The organism is Subtercola boreus, assembly GCF_003399635.1.
In the GTDB taxonomy this organism is placed as follows: Bacteria; Actinomycetota; Actinomycetes; order Actinomycetales; family Microbacteriaceae; genus Subtercola; species Subtercola boreus_B.
Map to the genome: position 1 here is coordinate 1 of NZ_NBXB01000046.1, position 21,908 is coordinate 21,908.

Here is a 21,908-nt window from a genome sequence, read left to right on the forward strand (position 1 = left end):
GGTCGCGGAGCGCTGCGAAAGCGGACAGGAACAGGGCCCGTTTCAGGATTTTGTTGCCGCGGCGTGAGGGGTGCTCGCCACGGATCGAGGTACCGGAACGTCTCGTGACAGGGGCGAGGCCGGCGTAGGCGGCAAGGTGCCCTGAGGTGGCGAACTCTTTGCCGCTGATCTCGGTGAGGAGCCGTGCTGCGGTCCTGACGCCGACTCCGGGCATGCTCGTCAGGACGGGCTGAAGAGGGTGGGCCTCCACGAGACGTTCGACCTCGGCCGCGATCTCTGCGCGTTGCCGGCGCAGCGCGGTGAGCTGCTCGGCAAGCCTGGGAAGTACGAGACTCGCGGCGTTCGTGCCGACCACGACAACGGTCTGCTCGGACAGGGCCTGCACGATCTCGTTGGCGAGGCGGCGACCCATCCGGGGTGCGAGCTTGACCAGCCGGTTCCCGAGCCGAGCCTCAGCGGCCGCTTTCATCGCTGCTGGTGATGGGTAGCGTTGCAGAAGATCAAGCGCTGCCGGGTGGTCGAGGTGCGGGCCGATCACACGCTCGACGGCGGGGTGGATTTGGGTTAGCAGGCCACGGATCCGGTTACTCGTCGCGGTTGCCTGCCCGACGACATCGTCATCGAAACCGCACAGCATCGATAGTTCGGCGACTTGCTCGTCCGCGAGCTGGATCGACCGCAAAGCGTGCGGCAACGTTCGGGCTGCCTGGGCGATGATCGCCGCGTCCCGGGCGTCGGTCTTCGCCTCCCCGGCGTGCAGGTCAGCGATCCGGCGCATCGCGAGCCCGGGCAGGTAACCCACAAGCGCCCCCTCAGCCTGCGCGACCGCGATCGGTAGCGCGCCGATTGTCGCGGGCTGATCCACGACGAATAACACCTGGCCGTGCTGTTTCAGCCCGCTGATGAGCTGGCGAAGCCTCGCTTCATCGTTCGGCAGCGCCTTATCGAACAGGGTCTTCCCTGCCCGGTTCAACGCGACCGCGTGATGCTCACCCTTGCCCACATCGACGCCGATGAAAACGTCGACCTGGTCGTATCTCTCGATTGACATTCGCTCCTCCGCTCGTTTTTCGAAGTTGACCAGCCATGGCGGTGAGTCCCAGCATCCACGTTACGAACGGTCTCAGAAAACCTGTGACCCAGCCCCTATCAGCGATCACTCACAGCCCAACCAGACCCGGTGACAACACACCCCGGATCATCAACGACTGGGGGCAACAATCATGCCGGGCCCGGCAGGCCAACACCATCAAGAATGATCCCAAGACGGCTACAAAGAAAGTAACGGGGGCGGCCGTGCGGTGCACGAGGGTCTGTAACGCTAACGGTGTTTTCGGCGGTTTTCATTAGTAGGTTTCCGGGGCCGGCCAGCGGTCCGCGAAGGTGATGGCGAACGCGTTCAGCGCGGGCTTCCAGCGCATCGTCCATCGGGTGCGGCCTTGACCGGTTGGGTCAAGGCTACGAGTGACAAGATACAGGCACTTCAGCGCGGCCTGCTCGGTAGGGAAATGACCCCGTGCTCGGACCGCGCGCCGGTATCTGGCGTTCAGCGATTCGATCGCATTGGTGCTACAGATCACGGTTCGGATCTCGAGGTCGTACGCCAGGGATGGTGTGAATTCTTCCCACGCGGACTCCCATAACCGGATGATCGCACCGTATTTCGTGCCCCATTTCTTGGTGAGGTCATCCAGTGCGGTTCTAGCCGCAGCCGGTGACGGTGCGGTGTAAATCGGTTTCACGTCGCGTTTCAGCGCGTCCCAGTCCTGCTTGGACGCGAGCCGGAACGTGTTCCGCAGCAAATGGATGACACACGTCTGGACCGTCGCGAGTGGCCACACATTCCCAACAACCTCTGGCAGGCCCTTCAGGCCGTCGCAGACGAGGAAGAACGTGTCCCTAACGCCGCGGTTCTTGATGTCGGTGAGCACACTCATCCAGAACTTCGCACCCTCACCACCAGTCCCAGCCCAGAGCCCGAGGACATCTTTCTCCCCAGCAAGGTTCACCCCGATCGCGGCATAGAACGGCCGGTTCGCAACTTGCCCGTCACGGATCTTGACCACGATCGCGTCGATGAAGATGGCCGCGTACACCTCGGACAGTGGTCGGGTGGACCATTCGTTCATCTCGTCGATGACTTTATCGGTGATCCTGGAGACCGTCTCCTTCGATACCGATGCGCCATAGATCTGTTCGAAGTGAGCCGAGATCTCACCCGTCGTTAGGCCCTTCGCGTACAGCGACAACACGATCTCCTCGACCCCGTTCAGCCGGCGCTGCCTTTTCTTCACGATCTGCGGCTCGAAAGTCCCATCACGGTCTCTCGGGACCTCGATCTGAACGTGCCCGGTCGCCTCGGTCAGGACCGTTTTCGGGCGCGTTCCGTTCCGCACGTTCGTGCCCTCACGATCCTCCGCGTCCCGGTGCTTCTCGTGACCGAGATGCTCAGTGAGCTCCTCGTTCAACGCCGCCTCGAGCACGTTCTTCGTGAACAGCTTCAACAGCCCGTCCGGGCCCGTCAGCGACAAGCCCTGCTCTTTCGCTAACCGCACCAGCTCCGCTGCTGCGGTAGCCTCCGCCGAGCGACCCCCCTGATCAATTTTCTTCTTCGTCGTCACAACATTAAGTGTCGTCATCACGGCACCTTCCCCGCCAGACTCACACCCGACGTGTCAGGCCGAAAACACCGTTTAAGAGACAGACCCGTGCACGATTATGCAAGGTTGTTATTGGGTTGGTGGTGGGACGTGGTTTTCTACCCAGGTGACGAGTTGGGTGAGAAGATTCGCGATTTCCTCGCCGGTGGGTGTGAGGGTGTAGTCCACGTGCGGGGGAGCTGATCGGTGATCGTGACGGGTCACGAAGCCGTCGGATTCGAGGTTGCGGAGGGTTTGCGAGAGCATCTTCTCGCTCACCCCGCCAACGCGTCGCCGCAACGCACTGAAACGCAGAGTTCCGTCGCGTAGCGCCGCGAGAACGAGCACCCCCCACCTGCTGGTGACGTGATCCAGTACTGCGCGGGACGGGCACCCGGGATCGTAAACGTCGTAGTGGTCGTTATCCTCGAGCCGTGCGGCGAGTTGGGGTGTCATCCGGTCAGCTTACTTTGAAGTGGGTACTGTGCAAACGAAAGCGTTCGGGCTACCGTCAAGAGGTATCCCTCAAACACATTGGAGCAAACATGCCGGACCTGGAAAATAACAAGAGCGTTGTCGTGGACTACTACACGACCGCGTTCGCCGGAGACCCAGAAAAAGCCATCACCGACCACTTCGGGGACCGCTACACCCAACACAACCCGGACGCGCAGGACGGCCCGGACGCGTTCATCGGTTTCGTGAAATGGCTCCGCGGCGAGTACCCGAACCTGGAACTGCAGATCAAGCGGGTCATCGCTGAAGGCGACTTCGTCGTCACGCATTCGCATCTCATCCTCGAACCCGGAAGACCTGGCCGTGCTCTTGCCGATTTCTTCCGCCTCGAAAACGGCAAAGTCGTCGAGCACTGGGACGTCATCCAAGACATTCCAGCCGAGTCCGCTAACGACAACGGCATGTTCTAAGCCCATGGTGTTCACTGCCGGTGTCACTACGTTCCCCGACCCCGCGACAGTTGTGCGCCGGCAGTACATCGCCTCGGCTGCGGGGGACCTTGAAGCGTGGCGCGACGTTATTGCCAGCGACGTCGAGTGGACCGAAACGGCGGGGTTCCCGTTGGGTGGAACCTACCGGGGCCCGGACGCCGTGATCGATGGTGTTTTCACTGCCCTCGCAGCTGCGTGGGATGACTGGATCACTCACGATGACACGTACATAGTCGATGGTGAACGAGTTGTCGTGCTCGGCAGTTATACCGCACGCAACAAAGCGACTGGACGTTCGATACAGGCGCACGTCGCGCACACGTTCATTGTCCGGGGCGGCCTCATCGTGAGATTCGAACAATTTGTTGACTCCGCAACAGTACGAACTGCCATGCAAAGCCTCTGACAAATGCTGGGAGTGAATGGTGATATTCGGCCGGTCCGCCGGTGGCCCTTGTCGCTTCGGGGCGGACGCCGAAGCGCAGCCGGATCAGCTAGGTAGGTGGCAGCCCACCGACGCAGTGTGCGTGCCGGCACCCCAGAGTCCTCGGCGATCCTCACACACGGACGCCGCCTTCGTGCTCGCGCAGCAGAGCCAGCTTCACGTCGAGACTGTGCTCCCGGAGCCAGATCGCTCACGTCGCACCCGTCTAGCAGCAGCCAGGCGCACGCCGCAAAGGAACTGAGGCGACAGGCTCGTCGGACTTCAGGCTCCTCATTCTCCCCGCGCGCCGGCACCGGTACTCTCATGCAAAGTCCGTTACGGGCGCGACGGTACGCGGCGACTTCCCCGGTGGTGTTGACTGGTGCGGTGAGAATCCCGGCTCCAGTGTTGGCGATTGCCGCGATGGTCTCAGTGCAGCTCGGCGCGGCACTGAGCACACATCTCTTTGCTGCGTTGACTCCTGCCGGGTCCACGTGGTTACGGATGGCGTTCGCTGCGCTCATCATGCTCGCTGTGACACGTCCACGGTTCCGCCGGATCGGGCGCCGCGCGTTGCTTGGAACGATACGGAAAGGCAGGCACCGGAACACGGCACCTCACCGAGTACATGCTCGAACTGGCGAAGGCATACAACCGCGAGGTCGACCGCCCGGTGTGGTTGCAGGAATTTGGAGTGTCGACCGAATGGATGGGCGCTGCCGACCGGGACGACTACCTCGTCGCAGCGACCGAGATCTCTGCTTCTGTCGACGGCCTCTGGGGCATTACGTGGTGGTGTTCGCATGACGTCGAGCGCAGTCTGACTGGCTTCGTCGAGCTGGAATACGATCTCGGTCTGCTGACGGTGGACAACGAGATCAAGTCGCTTGGTCACCGATTCCGTGAGGTGGTGACGGCGCTCAGAAACGCGTCGGCGTCGCCAGTGGTGTCCCGAACGACCGCAGTCGTGTTGCCAGACGAGCTCACCCCCGACCTCGAGTTCGCCGATACCTTCTTCACCCTGATCGATCGTGGTGTTCGGCCTGCGATCGTGCTCGCAAGCGCGTCGAGAGATGCCGGCTATCTGCGCGCTCGAGGCATCGAGGAGCTGGTCACGGTGTGATGAATCTCCGCCTTCCTAACTGAACGATAGTGATCGAATCATGGAGAACCTGTTCAGTCGAACGTATGTTGATCGAACGCACGAGCACTCGAAGCTCATCAGAGTCGATCGAACACGAGGGACAGAGTTATGACACGGAATGTGTATAGCAGAAGAAGCGCACTGGGATTAGGTGTGCTCGGAGTCGGGGTGGCGGTGGGTGCCCCGCTTCTAGGAAGCACGGGAGCTTTCGCGTCGACCCGCGAAAATGGGGCCGCGGCACTCGCCGGCAGCGGACGAAAGCTGTTCGTTCGCGCTGGTGCGCCTGCGTCAAACGATGGTTTGTCGGCGCTGCACCCCTTCTCCGCGTTGCAGCAGGCACAGGATGTCTCGGAACCCGGAGACACCATCTTCATCATGAACGGCACGTACTCCGATGCCAGCGCAACGGCCAATCAGGCCGTCTTGCAGATCGACAGGTCGGGTACAGAGGCGTCGCCAATTCGCTACACCGCTTTCCCGGGTCATTCACCGAAGATCATGCCCGCCGCAAATGTCTGGCAGGCGGTCACTGTTCTCGGAGCCGCGTACATTGCGATCGACAGCCTGGAAATCGAAGGAAACAGCGCCAGCCTCACTCTCGACGCAGCACTCGCCAGCCAGGACGGCACCAATCCCGTCTTCAACGCGAACGGCCTGTTCATCAAGGATGGGCTCGATGGCGCTCACGCGCATCACATCATCGTGCAGAGCTGTCATGTGCATCACTGGCCCGGTGGGGGAATCGGCACCAAGAACGCTGACTACCTCACCTTCGAAAACAACACCGTCAACTCCAACGCCTGGTACTCGGTCTACGCGAACAGCGGGATTTCGATTTTGACGCCCCGTGACGCTGACCAGTCGACCGGCTATCGCAACGTCGTTCAACAGAATCTCACGTACGACAACGAGAGTTACATTCCATCGAAAGCTGCGAAGAAGATCACCGACGGCAATGGCATCATCATCGATTCGACGACCGAACAGTTCACGCTGACCGGGCAGCATTACCTGGGCCGCACCCTGGTGACCAACAACATCTCGTTCTCGAACGGCGGTTCGGGCATGCACTCTTTCGCGAGCGAGCACGTCGATGTCGTAAACAACACGGTCTACGACAATTCGCGAAGCCCTGCCCTCACCTACGCAGGGTTGTACGCCAGTGCGAGCAACGACTGCAACCTGATCAACAATGTCGTGTACGTCCGAACCGGTGAGCCGACGAACGTGATCGACAAGAACACCAAAGTGCGCTACGACTACAACGTCTACTTCAACGGTCTCGCGCCCCAATCCGTCGGGCCGAACGACATCATCGGCGACCCCTTGTTCTGGGCCGCTTCTGACACGGCCGGCGCCAGTGGATTTCGGGTACGGCCTGCTTCCCCTGCCGTGAATTCCGGCACGAGCGAGCTCGCACCAGCGGTCGACTTCCGGGGCATTCCGCGGCCGCTGCACGGTGCCGTGGACCGAGGAGCATTCGAATCGATTTTGTAGCGCAGTGACGTTGTTCGCGGCGCTCATGGCTCTTCACATTTGACACATCGATCACATTCGATCACTATGTGATCATGCTGGGTCACGAACGCCGCGAACGCATCCTCGAGCATCTCCGGTTGTACGGGCGCGTGCAGGCCGCCGAAATGGCGGCCGAGCTACATGTCTCAGAAATTACGTTGCGGCGCGATCTCAACCAGCTCGGGCGCGACAAACTGCTCACCAGAACCCACGGCGGTGCCGTGCGAACGACGTCGCAGCTCGAAGCGACCTCACGATTGAAGATCGGAGTGATCGTTCCGATGCGGGAGTACTACTACTCCGAGGTTCTGCGTGGCGCGGCGAGTATCGCTGAGAGTCTCGACGCCCGATTGCTGATCGGAGTTTCGGGCTTCGGCTCAGGCGATGGGCATCCGATCAGGCACATTCAGGAAATGGGAGTCGACGGACTGTTACTGACGACCCCTCTGGGCGACGCAGACGACAACCGGGTCGGTGAATGGCTCTCGGAAGTGACGGTGCCAACCGTTCTCATGGAACGCGCATTCACGTTCCCCCGCGTCTCCAGGGAGTTCGACTATGTGAGGAGCGATCACGCCCACGGAGCCGTCATCGCGCTTCGGCACCTGCGAGAACTCGGGTACGAATCCATCGCCGTCGGTATACATCGCACGCCAACGGCCTACTGGTTGGAGGCGGGGGTAAAGAATATCGCGCCCGCCCTCGGACTCGAGGTTGCACACTACTCGCTCCCCAAAGAAGACGACCCGCACCTGTATGTCGAGCTCGGTCGGATGCTCGACGAATGTTTGGCGAAAGGCATACATGCCTTCTTCATGCATACCGATCTCCACGCCTCGCAGCTCGTCGAAATAGCACTGCAGCGCGGGCTATCGGTTCCGGGCGACATAGCGATCGTTGCCTATGACGACGTGGTGGCATCGCTGGCAGCCGTTCCGCTGACCGCTGTGGCCCCCCCAAAAACGAGCATCGGGTCGACCGCGCTCGAGCTTCTTGTACGCCGCCTTCGACGGCCGGCGCAGAACGATGAGCCTGTTTGTCACATCTCCCTTCTCCCAACACTGCACATTCGCTCATCGTGCGGTGCGTCTTCGCCCGAGTTGGCGAACTTCATCTCGGTCTAATTGATCGAAGTTGTTCGTTTGACGGTAAATCTGATCGATTTGATTGACGTCGAAGCATTCGAGATATGTACTGATCTAGCCGATACGCCACCCCGCACCTGTAGGTGGCAGTACCGAAAGACCCAGCCAAGCTCGATGAGGAGACTTCACGACGATGACCGACACCAACCGTCCTCTCGCCCTAGTCGTGATGTCGAAAGACTCATTCGACCTGCAGTTCGACGATGAACGCCTCCGTCGACTGGGCGAGTTGGCCGAACTTGTCGATCCGGTTTGGACAGACTCGCTCGATACGGTTTCTGGCTCCACTCTCACCGACCAACAGCTCAGTACCGTCGAGGTTCTCATCACCTCGTGGGGAACCCCGAGACTGACCCCGGAACTTCTCGCGCGCCTTCCCCGCCTTCGAGCAGTGTTCCACTGTGCGGGCACCGTTCGACAGCTGGTCAGCGAGCAGTTCTGGCAGCTGGGCATCACACTGACGACAGCGGCTGAGACGAACGCGATCCCTGTCGCCGAATTCACGTTTGCGAACATCGTGCTGGCCGGCAAGAAGGCGCAATTCCTCGCGTCTGACGCCCGCACATTCCGCGCTGACTGGAGCTACCTTCAGGGCCGAGGTGGTCTGTCGAATTTCGAGCGCGTCGTCGGTGTCGTCGGGTTCTCGCGCGTCGGTCGTCGGGTTGTAAATCTTTTGCAGACGCTGGATGCGGCCACCTGCCTGGTTTCTGATCCCTACGCCAACGAACTGGATGTCAGACGAGCCGGCGGAAAAATGGTCGCGCTGCGGGAGCTTCTTCCGCAGGTCGACACCTTGACATTGCATGCGCCCGCGCTCCCCGAAACCGCCCAGATGATCGGTGCGGCCGAACTTGCCCTCTTGCCTGACTTCGCAACCGTGATCAACACGGCCCGCGGAAGTCTCATCGATACCGCTGCCCTTGAACGAGAGTGCGTGTCCGGGCGTTTGAACGCGGTGCTCGATGTAACAGACCCTGAACCCTTACCGGCCAGTTCTCGCCTTTACGACCTACCCAACGTCATCATCACGCCGCACGTCGCAGGGTCTCTGGGTTCAGAAACGCTGCGGATGACCGACAGCGCACTCGACGAACTCGAGCGCTTCGTAGCGGGACGCCCTCAGATCGCTTCGGTCTCTATCGAAGCGATGGAAGTCAGCGCCTAAGCGGGCGCACTAACACCAGCACCAACAGTAATAATCCAATTCACCAAGAAGGAGACACTCGCAATGAAGCGAAAACTAATAGCATCGGCGGCAATTGCTGCTGCTGTGGCACTCACGCTGGCCGGCTGCAGTGGCGGCGCAGGCGCGCCGACTAGTTCTGACGGCAAGACGGTTCTCTCAGTATCCGTGTGGAGCATGGCGAAGACTCCTGAATTCGGTGCCCTCATCAACGCCTTCGAGGCGGCCAATCCCGACATCACCGTCCAGCCGGTGGACATTGCCGCAGCCGACTACTCGACCAAGATCACGACCGTGCTCGCAGGCGGAGATTCCACCGACGTCATCGGAATGAAAGCTATCCAGGACTTCACCAAGCTGTCAGGCGAAGGCGCTCTGCTCGACATCTCGGATCTCGTAACAGCGGACACCTCAGCAAAAGTCACGGGGCTCGACTCCTACAAGGTCGACAACAAGTACTACGCTCTGCCGTATCGCTGGGATTCATGGGTGCTTTTCTACAACAAGGACATCTTCGATGCAGCCGGCCAGCCGTACCCGACGACGCTCACCTGGCCGCAATACGTCGACCTGGCAAAGAAGGTCACGAGCGGCGACGGCGATAGCAAGATCTGGGGAACATTCCAGGTGACCTGGCCTACGATCGTTCAGAATATTGCGGCTGTGCAGACCGGAAAGGACTTTCTCGGCGGCGACTACTCCTTCATGAAAGACCAGTACAACGTTTCTCTCGATCTGCAGAAGTCCGGCGCCATGATGGACTATTCCACCTCGACCTCGACGAAGGCAGGCTACGCACCGCTCTTCACCACCGGCAAGGCCGCGATGGTGCCGATCGGGTCATGGATGATCTCGGGCATCCAGCAGGCGATGAAAGACGGCACCGGAACCATTAAGAACTGGGGGATTGCGCCGATGCCGCAGATTCCAGGCGCAACCTCCGTCACTACGATGGGCACACCCACCGGGTTCGCTGTGAACAAGAATGCGAAGAACGTCGATGCTGCCAAGAAGTTCGTAGCGTTCACCTCCAGTGCGGCCGGTGCGCAGGCGCTCGCCGCGGTCGGAAACAGCCCTGCCTATCAAGATGCAGCGAGTACCGCGACGCTCTTTTCGCTGCCGGGTATGCCCACAGACGCAGAGTCGAAGACGGCACTTTCACCTGACAAGGCGGTGCTCGACACTCCCCAGGCTCCCACGACTGCCGCTATCGTGCAGATCGGTACCGACGAGCACCAGCTCATCATGGCAGGGCAGACGTCACTCGATGACGGCCTCAAAGAAATGGGCGATCGGGCGAATAGTGAAGTTCTGAACAAGTAGGGTCGCCCTGGCGCCTGCTCACTGTGTTGGGCGACCACCTGGTGGCCGCCCAACACCCACCCCCTGACTCAGACCTCGGCTTGGCCGGTATTCCCGGATCTCGGCCAGCGGTCACCCACTCGTCTCCCGAAAGGAGGCAACCCGGCCTTTCACTTGGCACGGGTGTACACACCATGACGGCATCTCCTCCTACTATTCGGCATCCGAAGATCACGGCCCCGCAGTTCACGACTCCGCAGCTCTCGAAAGAACGCGCGCTGAGCGCGCGACGGCGAGCCCGACGAACGGCACTGATCGGCTGGTCGTTCATTCTGCCGAATTTTGCCGGCTTCGCGCTGTTCACTCTGATCCCGGTTGTGGCCTGCTTCTTCATCGCTTTCACCCAGTGGGACGCGTACAACCCACCCGTTCTCGTCGGGGTGAACAACTTCACCCGATTGTTGGGTGACTCCAATTTCTGGATCTCCGTTCGGAATACCGCGTACTACGCGTTCGGTCACATTCCGCTGACTCTCGCCATTGCTCTCGGCTTAGCCCTGTTGCTGAACCGGGCGTTGCGTGGCATCGGTATCTTCAGAACGGCTTTGTTCTTTCCGTACCTGACCTCACTTGTGGCGGTCGCAATTGTCTTCAACCTGCTGTTCGCCCCCGACAACGGCCCGATCAACCAGATCCTCAACTCGGTCGGCATCGCGAACCCACCTCGATGGACGGCCAGTACCGAGTGGGCGATGCCCACGGTTATCATCACCAGTGTGTGGCGCGACATGGGCTACTACATGATCCTGTTTCTGGCAGGCCTGCAGACGATCCCGCGCGAATACTACGAAGCGGCAGAGGTCGATGGCGCGAATGCGTGGCAGCGCTTTCGAAACATCACCCTTCCGTCGTTGCGGCCGACTACGTACTTCGTGTTGATCCTGCTGACCATTTCGAGCTTCAAAGTCTTCGATCTCATCCAGGTGATGACAGAAGGAGGTCCGGGTCGGGCCACCCTGGTGCTGTCGCAGCTCATCTACCGCGACGGCATCGTTCAGGGAGACTACGGCTATGCCTCGGCGATGTCGCTTGCGCTGTTCGTGATTGTGCTGTCGTTCACCATCGTGCAGTTCAAACTATCCGAGCGAGGGAACAAATAATGTCGACAACGACGCAAGAGCTCGCCGTCAAAATGATCGACGTTGACAACCCACTGGCTGCCACGGTCAAACGAGAGCCGGCCTATCGGCCCGCTCGCAGAGGCCGAAAGTCCCCTCTGAGGGTCATCTTCATGTACGTGTTCTTGACCGCGCTCGTACTTGTGTTGTTGATTCCATTCGGCTGGATGCTCTCCTCCTCGTTGAAGCGCAACACCGAAGTGTTCGCCGTTCCGATCCAATGGATACCAACCTCGTTCCAGTGGAACAACTACGTCGACATCTGGACCACGATCCCGTTGCTTACGTACTTGAAGAACTCAGCGACCTTGACACTCTCGATCACCTTCCTCCAGCTCCTCACCGGCAGCTTCGCCGCCTACGGATTTTCGAAGGTAAAATTCAAGGGGCGAGACGTTCTCTTTGTGAGCTACATCGCCACGATCGCGATCCCGTGGCAGGCGTACATGATCCCGCAGTACATCATGATGCAGAAGCTCCACCTGACGAACACCCTGATGGCGCTCATCCTGCTCCAAGCATTCAGCGCCTTCGGCGTCTTCCTGATGCGGCAGTTCTATCTGAGCATCCCAGACGAACTCGTCGAAGCCGCTCGAATCGACGGGCTCAATGAGTACAGAATCTGGGCACGAATCATGCTTCCGCTGTCGAAACCCGCACTTGCGAGCCTCGCGCTGCTCACCTTCGTCGCCACCTGGAACGACTATATGGGCCCATTCATCTATCTGACATCGAACGACCTTTGGACCGTACAGATCGGGTTGCAGTCGTTTGTCGGTCAGTACGCCAACGACGCGGCGCTTCTGATGACCGGGTCTGTGATCTCGATCATCCCGATCTTCATCATCTTTTTGCTGGGTCAGCGCTACTTCATCGCCGGAATTGCCACCAGCGGACTAAAGGGGTGATCGGCCATGGCTAAGAAGCGCGGCATGATGGTTTTCGGAACGGAAACGTACGAACGAATCTTCAGATCTGCCTACCAAGGGTTGGTGACCAACCTTCTCCTACTCGTTTTCGGCCTTCCGTTGGTCGTCGGCTTCACTGTCATTGAGCACCCCCTCGTTTCCTGGCCATTTCTGCTGGCATTGTCTCTGCCCTGCGCGCCGGCAGTCGCTGCGGCATTCGCTTCATTTTCAGAAAGCCGGCGTGAAGACGAGGTGCGGCCAGTCAGGCAATTCGTCGCTGGGCTTCGGCACGTGTGGTTGCGGGCACTGCTGGTGTGGGCCGTCGCGGTTGTGGCGATCGTGGTCATTGGCGTCGACGCAACCGTTCTTCAGGCAACCAGTGCTGGCTCGCTACTGGCGCCAGCACTGATCATCCTTAGCGGCCTCGTCGTCGTCCTCACCTTCAACATTCTCGTCGGCGTGGGCGAGTTCTCCGATGTCCGTCTCAGCAACCTTCTGAAGTGGTCGTTCCTTCTCGCTGTTCGCCAGTGGTATTTCGGTCTGATAACAGTGGCCATGCTCGGGTGCATCAGTGTCGCGTTCATCTTTCAGCCGGTCGTCGGCATTCTCGTGACGCCGGCTTTTCTCTTCTTCGTCATCTGGGCAAACACGAGGCAGGCGTTCGACCGCCTGCTCGACCCTAGAAGCGCCACTGTTCCAGCGAAGTGACCGGTCGAAGCGGGGCGGTGCCCGTGTCGGTGCTGCTGTCGATCGGCGTGAGTTGAACGCTGATCCGCGCTTCAGTGATGTCGTGCAGGGCGAGCGCCAGCTTACGAACGCCCTCGTTCCGATCCTGTCCGTGCGGGTCGGGCGAGGAACTGAGTGGCCGGGCATCCAGCACCTGAAAAGTGGCATCAACGGGTTCTGCGAGGCGCACTACCACTGACTCACCTTCGCTGCTGAGCGTGGCGGTTCGGAGGTCGGCGCCGAGCTCGATGTCTGCGCGTGTGTGCAGGAACCACCAGATGACGCCTGGGGCGGTGAGGGTGACTTCGTCTTGAATCACGAACTGCGATCGCGCGTCGAACAGGCCTACACCGCGACGCCAGTACTCGATATCAGGGTGAGCTTTGTCGAGCTCGAGCACCGAGAAGCCTGCGTCGGCCCCGCATTCGAATCGCTCGATATGCCCAACCGCGGTCTCGAGCTGGTCAGCGTGTGCGCCCGGATTGACCACCAGAGTGTTGTGGCCTTCTGCGCGCTTGCGGTACAGCTCCCAACGAGCTCCGCCGGGCTCGCGAAACCAGTAGCCCGGCAGGTTGTAGTCGTCGGGGCCGAGGTCGACGGCCCAACGCACACCCAGAGCGTCGAGTACGAACGTACCGAGATCGAGATCTCCGTGGTTCGTCGAGTTATCACCTGCCTTCGCGGCGACGTAGTTCGCTTGCGAGTTCTGCCACTCACTGAGATGAGAAACGACCTCGCTTCCCGAGAAGGTCCGGTCTAGCGGCAGGCCGGCATCCGCAGGGCCCTGTGACAGCTCGGGTCGATACCAAAGCAGACCGGCGGGGCTCTGTTGCCAGCTCACGGGCTCGTTTGCCGCGCCCTGCATGCCCCACCAACCAAAAACGGGCGAGTCGAAGGTCGACGCAAGCCAGAACATCTCAGATGTCTGGTGGATCTCCTCCGTTGCGTCGTAGTAATTGAAGGTACGACCAGTCGGTCCCGTCATGTACAAAGGGAAATAGGCGGTCACGGCGAGCCCCTCCGACTGCGTGAAGCCTTTTTCGTCGCTCAGCGCTGAGTTGAGTGTCGCCAGGTACGCGACCAGATACTTCGTTGCGTAGGCCCAGTATCCGACGCCCTCTGGGTAGGCGCCGCCCGGAGCATAGAGCGCGATCGCCTTCGGTACCGATTCTGCGGCCAGAGCGACGATCTCACGGCAGATCTCTGGCTCGTCTTCTTCGATGGCGAGTGCTCCCATAACGAGGCCGCCGTTGCAAACGAGGTTCCAGTTGTGATCCAGCTGGCGAAAATCATAGTCGGTCTGATCGACCTTCAGTCCGGGCAGAAGTCCGAAGTTCCTGATAGCCGTGCGAAGCGTCAGACGCTGCGATTCGGTCCACACATCGAAGAGCCAGTCGTACCCGATTGCGAGGGCGTGCGTCATTTCGGCCGTGTCAAGGAAGTGCCGCTGGCTGTTCCAGTCGGGGTAGGCGGCGGCCGACGAGAGCTCGTCCCAGAGCCGTGTCGAATACCGTACGTCACCCTCGACGATGAACGTGATCGCGAGGGAATACGCCCGCCGCAGGACCTCGCGGCTCGCATCGAGGAGTCGCTGCCCATCGGGTATGGCGTATGGCCGCGGCGGCAAGAGCAGGATGTTGTCTGCGTCAGCTTTCACTGCGGCGTAATACTGACCGGCGAATACGTCTACTGTGACCGTTTTCCTCAGCGGTTCGAAGGAGGTGACAAGAAGGCGCGGATGGGCAATGGGCATCGAAGGAGTCCTCTGGTGGTGTGATGGTCGATCGGTCAGGCACTCGGCTACAGCGCGACTTTGAGCTCAGGCGTCGCGATGGTCAGTGAGCGCGATGCGCACTCCGAGATCGCTATCGGGTGATAGCCGGCAAGCGCTGAGTTCAACGTGTCGTTCAGTGGGGCGACCCACTTCTCGGGCGCGCGCGCAGCCCCGGTCATCGCGCCGACGATAGAGCCGACCGTGGCACCGTTGCAATCGGTGTCCCAGCCCGCCATGACAGCGAAGCGGATGCCCGTAGCGAAGTCGCCCTGGCTCAGCAGAACTGCCGCGACACAGACCGCAGAGTTATTGATCGCGTGCGTCGGGTTGTAATGATCAAGCCGTTCGTAGAGGGCCTCGATGATCTTCTCGAAGTTGTCGAAGTCATTGTCGTAGCGATCACAGAGTTCGATCGTGAACTGAAGTTCTTGGTACAGCCTGGATGTCGTCGGAATCTGCGCCAGCCCTGCGGCGACGACCTCGCGAGCGTCAGAGGCGGTGAACGCGGCGGCGATCATTGCCGCACAGAGCATCGCACCGTAGATACCGTTCTTCGTGTGACTGATCCGTGCATCAGCGAATGCGAGTTCGGCTGCACGGGCAGGGTCTCCAGGGCACGCGTAGCCATACGAGTCGATACGAATCTGCGCGCCGATCCATTCGCGGTACGGGTTCAGGTGTGTTGCGGTCCACTCCCAGTCCACGGTGGTTTCGGGGTCGACCTTCTCGAACGACGGGTCCTGGTCTCGAAGCTGGTCCCACCGAAGCACGATGTTGCGGTATGCCTGCGTTTCGGCGGTGCACATGAAGTTGTACGGTAGTCGTTCCATCCAGGTCCGAGCAACGTTTGCTGATGTGAAGTCGACACCATAGTTCTGTAACACGAGCTGGCCGAGCACCGTGTAGCGAATGTCGTCGTCGGTCTCCATGAAGCGAATCGTCTCTCGACTCGACCCTCGACCCCACGTGGTACCCGTCTCCGTTTCTGCCGGCGAGTGCAGGGGCACATAGCCGTCGATCGGCCACTCACTCTCATCGATGGCCGTGAGAAACCGCTTCTGTCGCTGCCACGACGAAAGCCCATTGTGGTGCAACATGAACGCTTCTACAGGTTTGCCAAGAGCGCACCCCACACAGCGCCCCAACCACGCTCCATAGAGTTTGTCAAAGAGTGTTGTCGTGTCTATCGGAACGATCCGTGCGAACGAATCCGACGTACTGAGGCGACGGATGCCCGCTAGGTCGCTCGGCTCATCGAACTCGTAGTCCGGGCGCATCTCGAGAGCGATCAGATCGCTGAAGTGCCGTACGATCGCCTCCGGGCTGTCGTCTCCGCCCTGGAACGCGGCGCGGATCCGTTCGACGGCTTCGGTGTCTTTGCCCTCTTCGACAGCTTGCGTGAATTCTTCGTTCAAAAGCCTGGTGAGACTGGCCCAGCCTGCCATAGCGGTGTCCTTTCGTGGTCAAAATTTCGGTTGCGGTTATTGCGTGGCGAGCGGGCCGGAATACTGCGTCAGGACCAGTCGATGGCATCCATGTCGATCGTTGTCGACGTGCCGTCATGCCAGCTGATGTCGACCTTCGAGCCGGCGACCTGAACGGTCACCATCTCACTGAGAGGCTCGGGGCCGGGTGTGCCGGTCAGCGACGCGAGGGCGACGAAGATCTCGCCAGATGTTGTACCGAGAAGTTCCGGCACAATGGCCCAGTTTCCTAAAGCGGTTCCGTACGAGCCACTACGTGTCGCAGCATTCTGCCAGCCCGTCACCGCCTGAAGTTGAGACGTAAGCCGGCCGCCGGTGCCCGCGTCGTCGGAGCGAACGGTTACGCCGCGCTCGGTCAATCGGGTCGTCACCAGCTCTGGCGTACTGGAAGCGACCGCCCAACCGGAGAGTCTGAACGGCAGCCCCGACTCGAGACCATGCAGCCTCGTGATGCGCACTTCGACCCGGGAACAGACAGCCGTGACGCTCTGGATAGAGGTCGACGGCAGAATAACGGCAGTGTCGCTGGCAGTGTCGCTGGCAGCCTCTGGAGCGTAGACCGTGAATCGAGGTGCGTGCCAAGAGGCCGCCCAATTCGCTCCTGTCGCAGCGGCGTGGATTTTCCGTCGAACGCTCCACACACCGTTCAGCTTCACATGCACATCGTTGTCTGACGGGGTATGCAGGGGGGTGGGGCCGGTGCGAGTCGAATACGCGAACCGACCATACAGAGGGTCTGGCGCCCCAGCATCGGGCGTGGTGGGGCGCACATTGTCGCTGCCGTGATTGTGTATTCTGGCGATTCCGTCAGCACTCGTTCGTTGAATCAGCAGTCCCGCCGACGCGACGGCCCTCGCAACATCGACTGTCTCGGCACCTGTGACCGTCTCCGTCTCTGTCCAGACCGGATGCCCGTCTGGCAGCATCAGCGCCGCGAAACCCTTCGACGCCCAGAACGGCGAACCGGGTCCAGAATACCTTTGCACAATGGGCGGGTACGGTCCGTGCCAGCCCATCGAAAGAACTCCGTCACGTGTTGCCCCTCTTTTCAAGAAATAGGCGAGGTTCGCCGACATCACGCGGCGGGACTGGCCGGACGACAGCGGGCTGACACCAGCAATCTCTCCCATTGCTATCGAGGCCACCGTGGCCGTGCGATAGATCATCGAGCGCCCGAAGAACATCGGGGCGCCGTTGCTGTCGAACGTGGCCTGGAAGGATTCCAGAAACTGCCTGAGACGGTCACCGAGGCGCAGCGAAAGTGCCGAGTCGGCACGCAGGTGTGCGTGCATGACCGGGTAGGAATGCAGCGCCCACCCGATGTAGTGGTCGAAGGCCCGCAGCTCCCCATCGCTGTACCATCCTTCTCCGCGATACCACTCATCGATCAGCCGGAGCCCACGTTCGATGATGAACGACGTTCGCTCGTCTGCCCGGCCGACACCTTCGAGAAAGCTCGCCACGGTGAGTGAGAACAGGTACCAGTTGTTCGGTGAAGGGCGGCGCCACAGAGATGAACGCAGCCACCCTCCGATACGGTCTTGCTCATCGGTCGCCAACAAATTCCAGGTCGCTTCGCGAGTGAGGTGAAGCCCGAGGGCGATCGAGGCCGCCTCGACATGGCTCTGAGCATCCGGCCCGCCCATTTCACCGATGATCGGCCACGAATCGGTGTCATCCGCCCCTGGGCGCGCGGTGCCAGCCACCATTCCTTCGAGATACCGCGCAAGATGACCGTGCGGGTCGGGGCCTCGAACCCCTTTCTGGTCGGCTGAGCGAAAGGCCGCCAGCAGAAACGTTCTGGCAAAACCTTCAACCCCGTCTGAGCGCTGACCGTTGTGCGAAGGGCGGCCGGGCAGGTCGATGCGCGCGCCCGCGGGTGAACGGAATCGTGCAACCGAGAGCAGCCAGTCATCGGCGACGGCAAGCCAGTGAGCCCGGGTCAGTCCGGTGATGGGGCTGAGACTGAAATCGAGCGCGGGGGAGTCGACGTGGGTCAGCAGTTCAGAGAAATCACGCGATTGCGCGGCCATCGTCGTCACTGCTTCGGAAGCCACGGGGAAATGGTCTCGCCGAACGTGCGGACCGTGTGTGCGGCAACATCGGGCCAGGGAGTCTCCCAGACATTCTGGTTGAAAATCTCGACCTCGATGTCACCCGTGTACCCCGCGGCGACGACGGCGCGCGTGATTCTCTCGAAGTCGATCACGCCGTCACCGGGGTAGTGGCGGGCCAAGAGAACATCGGCAGGCAGCGGGGTTGCCCAGTCGCACACCTGATAGCTGGCGATTCTTTGGCCGGCTCCTGCGCGTGCGATCTGCGTCATCAGATCTGGGTCCCACCAGACGTGAAATGTGTCGACGACGACCCCGACGGTCGATGAGAAGAACTGCTCCGCCAGATCGAGCGCCTGGCCGAGAGTGGAGACGACCGCACGGTCTGAGACGTACATCGGGTGCAGCGGTTCGATTGCAAGGGTGACCCCGGCTTGTTCGGCATCGGGTACGAGTTCGGCCAGAGCATCCAGAACGCGGTCGCGCGCCGCCTCGAGATCTGTCGAACCCGCCGGAATTCCCCCTGCGACGAGCACCAGAACTGCTTCAGAGCCGGGGGCGGCGTGTGCCGCGAGCACGGCACATTCTTCGATTGCCCGGCGGTTGTCGTCAATGGATGCGCGTCGCTCCTGGCCTTCCGTGTGGGTGAAGAACCCTCCGCGGCAGAGGCTCGAGAGGCGTAGTCCGGAATCGGCGAGGAGGTCTGCGGCCGTTCGCAAGCCAACGTCGGCAACAGGTTCTCGCCACAGCCCGATGCTCTGGATACCCGCCCGGCCTGTTTCGGCGAGGGCCTCGCGAAGCGGAGCGTACTTCAGCGTTGCCTGATTCAGCGAAAGCCGAGGATCCGGTGAATCTGTCACGGTGTCACTCCGTTCAGCCCCAGCAGGGCATTCCATCGCTCTGCCGCGAGTTCAGGTCTCTCCAAGGCTCCGCACTCATTCGCCAGCCGCACGATCTCAGACAGATGGGGCAGGCTGCGGGCCGAGTGCAGGCCGCCGATCATGCTGAACGAATCTTGGTGCCCATTCAGCCAACTCAGAAAGGCGATTCCGGTTTTGTAGTAGAAAGTCGGCGCCGCGAAGATCTGCCGAGAGAGAGGTTCGGTCGGCCCCAGGATGCTCGTGTACGAGCCCGGTTCGTTGCGGTCGAGTGCCTGAATGGCGGCGGAGGCCTGTGGCGCGATGGCGGTGAACGCACCCAGCAACGCGTCGGAATGTGCGGCGCCGTCGCCAGCGATCAGACTGACGTAGTTGAAGTCATCTCCCGTGAACATGCGGGATTCGTTCGGAAGAAGCGACCGCACCGAGATCTCCGACTCAGGGTCGAGAAGGCTCATTTTTATGCCGGCCACGCGATCGGGGTTGGTGCTGATGATCTGAAGAACGGTGTCTTTGGCGACACGCCAGTCTCGTGAACCGAAGTAGCCGCTCAGCTGGGGATCGAAGGCTTCACCCAACCAGTGCAGAATGACCGGCTTCGAAGCTCGTTCGAGAACGGCTGCGTATACGCGTGTGTAGTCGCTCGGCGAGGTCGCAGCTCGGGCAAGATGTCTGCTGGCCATCAGTACTACGTCTGCGCCCGCATCTTCGGCGAACTCGAGTTGCTCGACATAGGCGTCGATGACCTGTGCAAGCGATAACTGGTCTTCTTCTGAGTGGTCGGTGTTGACGCCGACCACCAGCGCGCCACCGACGCTTCGTGCCTCAGCTGCCGAGCGAGTGATGAGCTCCCGTGTCGCGCGCGTGTCGAGGCCCATGTTCCGTTGCGCGGTATCCATCGCGTCGGCGACTCCGAGGCCCCACGACCAGACGTGATGCCGATAGGCGAGTGTCGCATCCCAATCTATGTCGGCGGGCGAGCCCGGGGTGTTCTCTGCTGCCGCGCGGGGGATGACGTGCGCTGCAGCGTAGGCGACTCGTGAACGAAGCGGCGTGGTGGGTCTGGTGTGCTGTGGATGCTCGGCCAGGGCTAGGGCCGTCACCGTTCCGTCTGGGCTCAACAGGCGGAACGCATTGGACGGGATGCGCGTCGTCGCGAAAGGGGTCTCGGCGGCGGTCACTATTCAGCGCTCTCGGCGGGTATCGAAATTCTCCGCCCGGAGTCGTTAGACTCGAGACCGGCCTCCGCCAGCCGCAGGCCGCGCGCACCGGCGAAGAGGTCGTAGGGGTGTGGGCCGTCTTCGACGACGTGCCGAATGAAATCTTCCCACTGCATCTTGAAGCCATTTTCGAAGACGTCATTGGTCGGAACGTCGATCCAGTCGTCTGCGTAGTGATGCGTCTCCGGCAGATCGGGGTTCCAGGTCGGCTTCGGTGTTGCGTTTCTCGGCTGAATCTTTGCGCCGAACAGTCCGACGACTGCGCTCCCGAGCGTTCCGTCGACCTGGAATTGCACGAGCTCCGGGCGGTCGACACGTACCGCCCAGCTGGAGTTGATCTGCGCGACGATGCCACCCTCGAGGTCGAGTACCGCATAGGCCGCATCATCCGCGGTGGCCTCGTAGGGCCGGTTCTGCTCGTCGAAGCGCTCCGGAATGTGGGTGGCGGTGCGCGCGTACACACTCTCGACCCGCCCGAACAGGTTCTCGAGAACATAGTTCCAGTGCGGAAACATGTCGAGGATGATGCCGCCACCGTCTGCTGCGCGATAGTTCCAACTCGGGCGCTGAGCAGGCTGCCAGTCGCCCTCGAACACCCAGTAGCCGAATTCACCTCGCACGGACAGGATGCGACCGAAGAAGCCCGACTCGATGAGGCGGCGCAGCTTCTGGAGCCCGGGTAGGTACAACTTGTCGTGCACGACACCATTCTTCACTCCGGCCGCGAGTGCCAGCTCTGCCAGTTCGAGAGCGTCGACGTAGCTTTCTGCTGACGGCTTCTCGGTGTAGATGTGTTTGCCAGCAGCGATGGCCTTCTTGATGGCACCGACCCGCGCACGCGTGGTCAGCGCATCGAAGTAGACGGGGAATCGCTCATCTGAGAGGGCTTCGTCGAGACGGGTTGTGAAGAACTCGATGTCGTGACGGGCGGCCAATTCGGCGAGCGTCGACTCTGTACGGCCGACGAGCATCAACTCGATCTGACGACGCGATCCATCCGCGAGGCGAACGCCACCTTGCTCCCGGATGGCCAGCAATGACCGAACGAGGTGTTGACGGTAGCCCATTCGACCCGTGGCGCCATTGACGATGATGCCCAGTTTCGGTTCTGACATTCAAGCTCTCTTCTCTGAGTCGTCGCAGGACCCGGCGCGATTTGATCGGGACCTCTCCCAACTTAGGAACAACCCGTCAATGCGCCAAGCGGACTTTTCGCCCAGTGAAATCCGATACCTAATCGCCGGATCGAGAATTGATGGTGACGTCCCCTCGAGTGGTGTGCTTTCGCTTTGCCGGTTGAGGTCAGTGGTTGAAGCTTAGGCGGCGATGAGTTCGGGCAGTGTTGTCACCTCCTCGATCGCGGTGGTTGGGTCGTTCATGGTCT

At 60.9% G+C, this 21,908-nt stretch carries 19 protein-coding genes; 10 read left to right on the top strand and 9 right to left on the bottom strand.

Going from position 1 to position 21,908, the window contains the following annotated elements; genetic code table 11:
- The 3 genes from B7R22_RS17650 to B7R22_RS17660 form a co-directional block, all read right to left on the bottom strand.
- Positions 1-1,051 (bottom strand): IS110 family transposase (locus B7R22_RS17650; RefSeq protein ID WP_116413008.1); only part of this gene is annotated, 1,051 nt, incomplete at its 3' end.
- A gap of 295 nt (positions 1,052-1,346) precedes the next feature.
- Entirely contained in the window at positions 1,347-2,639 is a 1,293-nt protein-coding gene (locus tag B7R22_RS17655; protein ID WP_116413023.1) for an IS256 family transposase, read from the bottom strand.
- Positions 2,640-2,729: 90 nt separating this feature from the next.
- A complete protein-coding gene (locus B7R22_RS17660) occupies positions 2,730-3,095 on the bottom strand; it encodes a winged helix-turn-helix transcriptional regulator (protein ID WP_116413009.1) in 366 nt (121 codons plus the stop codon).
- An 89-nt stretch (positions 3,096-3,184) separates the two neighbouring features.
- On the opposite strand from B7R22_RS17660, the gene B7R22_RS17665 reads away from it, so the two are divergent.
- The 10 genes from B7R22_RS17665 (at position 3,185) to B7R22_RS17710 (ending at position 13,096) form a co-directional block, all read left to right on the top strand.
- Positions 3,185-3,565, top strand: a complete 381-nt coding sequence (locus B7R22_RS17665) for a nuclear transport factor 2 family protein (protein WP_116413010.1) — start codon at positions 3,185-3,187, stop codon at positions 3,563-3,565.
- Positions 3,566-3,569: 4 nt separating this feature from the next.
- Positions 3,570-3,992, top strand: a complete 423-nt coding sequence (locus B7R22_RS17670; RefSeq protein WP_116413011.1) for a nuclear transport factor 2 family protein — start codon at positions 3,570-3,572, stop codon at positions 3,990-3,992.
- 595 nt (positions 3,993-4,587) lie between these two features.
- Entirely contained in the window at positions 4,588-5,133 is a 546-nt protein-coding gene (locus B7R22_RS17675) for a hypothetical protein (protein ID WP_116413012.1), read from the top strand.
- Between the two features lie 396 nt (positions 5,134-5,529).
- Positions 5,530-6,651 (top strand): right-handed parallel beta-helix repeat-containing protein, encoded by a 1,122-nt coding sequence (locus B7R22_RS17680; protein WP_216363519.1) that lies wholly within the window; start codon positions 5,530-5,532, stop codon positions 6,649-6,651.
- A gap of 74 nt (positions 6,652-6,725) precedes the next feature.
- The gene (locus B7R22_RS17685; RefSeq protein ID WP_147305450.1) at positions 6,726-7,796 is read left to right on the top strand and encodes a substrate-binding domain-containing protein; all 1,071 of its coding nucleotides are present in this window, start codon (positions 6,726-6,728) and stop codon (positions 7,794-7,796) included.
- A 154-nt stretch (positions 7,797-7,950) separates the two neighbouring features.
- Entirely contained in the window at positions 7,951-8,982 is a 1,032-nt protein-coding gene (locus B7R22_RS17690) for a hydroxyacid dehydrogenase (protein ID WP_116413015.1), read from the top strand.
- 195 nt (positions 8,983-9,177) lie between these two features.
- Positions 9,178-10,323 (top strand): ABC transporter substrate-binding protein, encoded by a 1,146-nt coding sequence (locus tag B7R22_RS17695; protein ID WP_216363520.1) that lies wholly within the window; start codon positions 9,178-9,180, stop codon positions 10,321-10,323.
- Positions 10,324-10,496: 173 nt separating this feature from the next.
- Complete coding sequence (locus tag B7R22_RS17700; RefSeq protein WP_116413017.1) at positions 10,497-11,462, top strand: carbohydrate ABC transporter permease; 966 nt, start codon at positions 10,497-10,499, stop codon at positions 11,460-11,462.
- Between the two features lie 131 nt (positions 11,463-11,593).
- Positions 11,594-12,388, top strand: a complete 795-nt coding sequence (locus B7R22_RS17705; protein ID WP_253259149.1) for a carbohydrate ABC transporter permease — start codon at positions 11,594-11,596, stop codon at positions 12,386-12,388.
- A 6-nt stretch (positions 12,389-12,394) separates the two neighbouring features.
- Complete coding sequence (locus B7R22_RS17710; protein WP_116413018.1) at positions 12,395-13,096, top strand: DUF624 domain-containing protein; 702 nt, start codon at positions 12,395-12,397, stop codon at positions 13,094-13,096.
- Here B7R22_RS17710 and B7R22_RS17715 read toward each other — a convergent pair.
- From B7R22_RS17715 to B7R22_RS17740, 6 genes are all read right to left on the bottom strand, one after another.
- Positions 13,068-14,495 carry a heparinase II/III domain-containing protein gene (locus tag B7R22_RS17715; RefSeq protein ID WP_172582535.1) on the bottom strand — a complete coding sequence of 476 codons (1,428 nt, stop codon included), beginning with the start codon at positions 14,493-14,495 and terminating at the stop codon, positions 13,068-13,070. The genes B7R22_RS17710 and B7R22_RS17715 overlap by 29 nt on opposite strands.
- 419 nt (positions 14,496-14,914) lie before the next feature.
- Entirely contained in the window at positions 14,915-16,333 is a 1,419-nt protein-coding gene (locus tag B7R22_RS17720; RefSeq protein ID WP_116413020.1) for an ADP-ribosylglycohydrolase family protein, read from the bottom strand.
- Positions 16,334-16,401: 68 nt separating this feature from the next.
- Positions 16,402-18,429 carry a DUF2264 domain-containing protein gene (locus B7R22_RS17725; protein WP_216363521.1) on the bottom strand — a complete coding sequence of 676 codons (2,028 nt, stop codon included), beginning with the start codon at positions 18,427-18,429 and terminating at the stop codon, positions 16,402-16,404.
- Complete coding sequence (locus tag B7R22_RS17730) at positions 18,411-19,322, bottom strand: sugar phosphate isomerase/epimerase family protein (protein ID WP_116413021.1); 912 nt, start codon at positions 19,320-19,322, stop codon at positions 18,411-18,413. Before B7R22_RS17730 ends, B7R22_RS17725 begins: the two co-directional genes overlap by 19 nt.
- Positions 19,283-20,485, bottom strand: coding sequence for a dihydrodipicolinate synthase family protein (locus B7R22_RS17735; protein WP_437184157.1), 1,203 nt, complete (start codon positions 20,483-20,485; stop codon positions 19,283-19,285). Before B7R22_RS17735 ends, B7R22_RS17730 begins: the two co-directional genes overlap by 40 nt.
- The gene (locus tag B7R22_RS17740) at positions 20,485-21,639 is read right to left on the bottom strand and encodes a Gfo/Idh/MocA family protein (protein WP_116413022.1); all 1,155 of its coding nucleotides are present in this window, start codon (positions 21,637-21,639) and stop codon (positions 20,485-20,487) included. The genes B7R22_RS17735 and B7R22_RS17740 overlap by 1 nt, the downstream gene beginning before the upstream one ends.
- Positions 21,640-21,908: the final 269 nt, after the last annotated feature.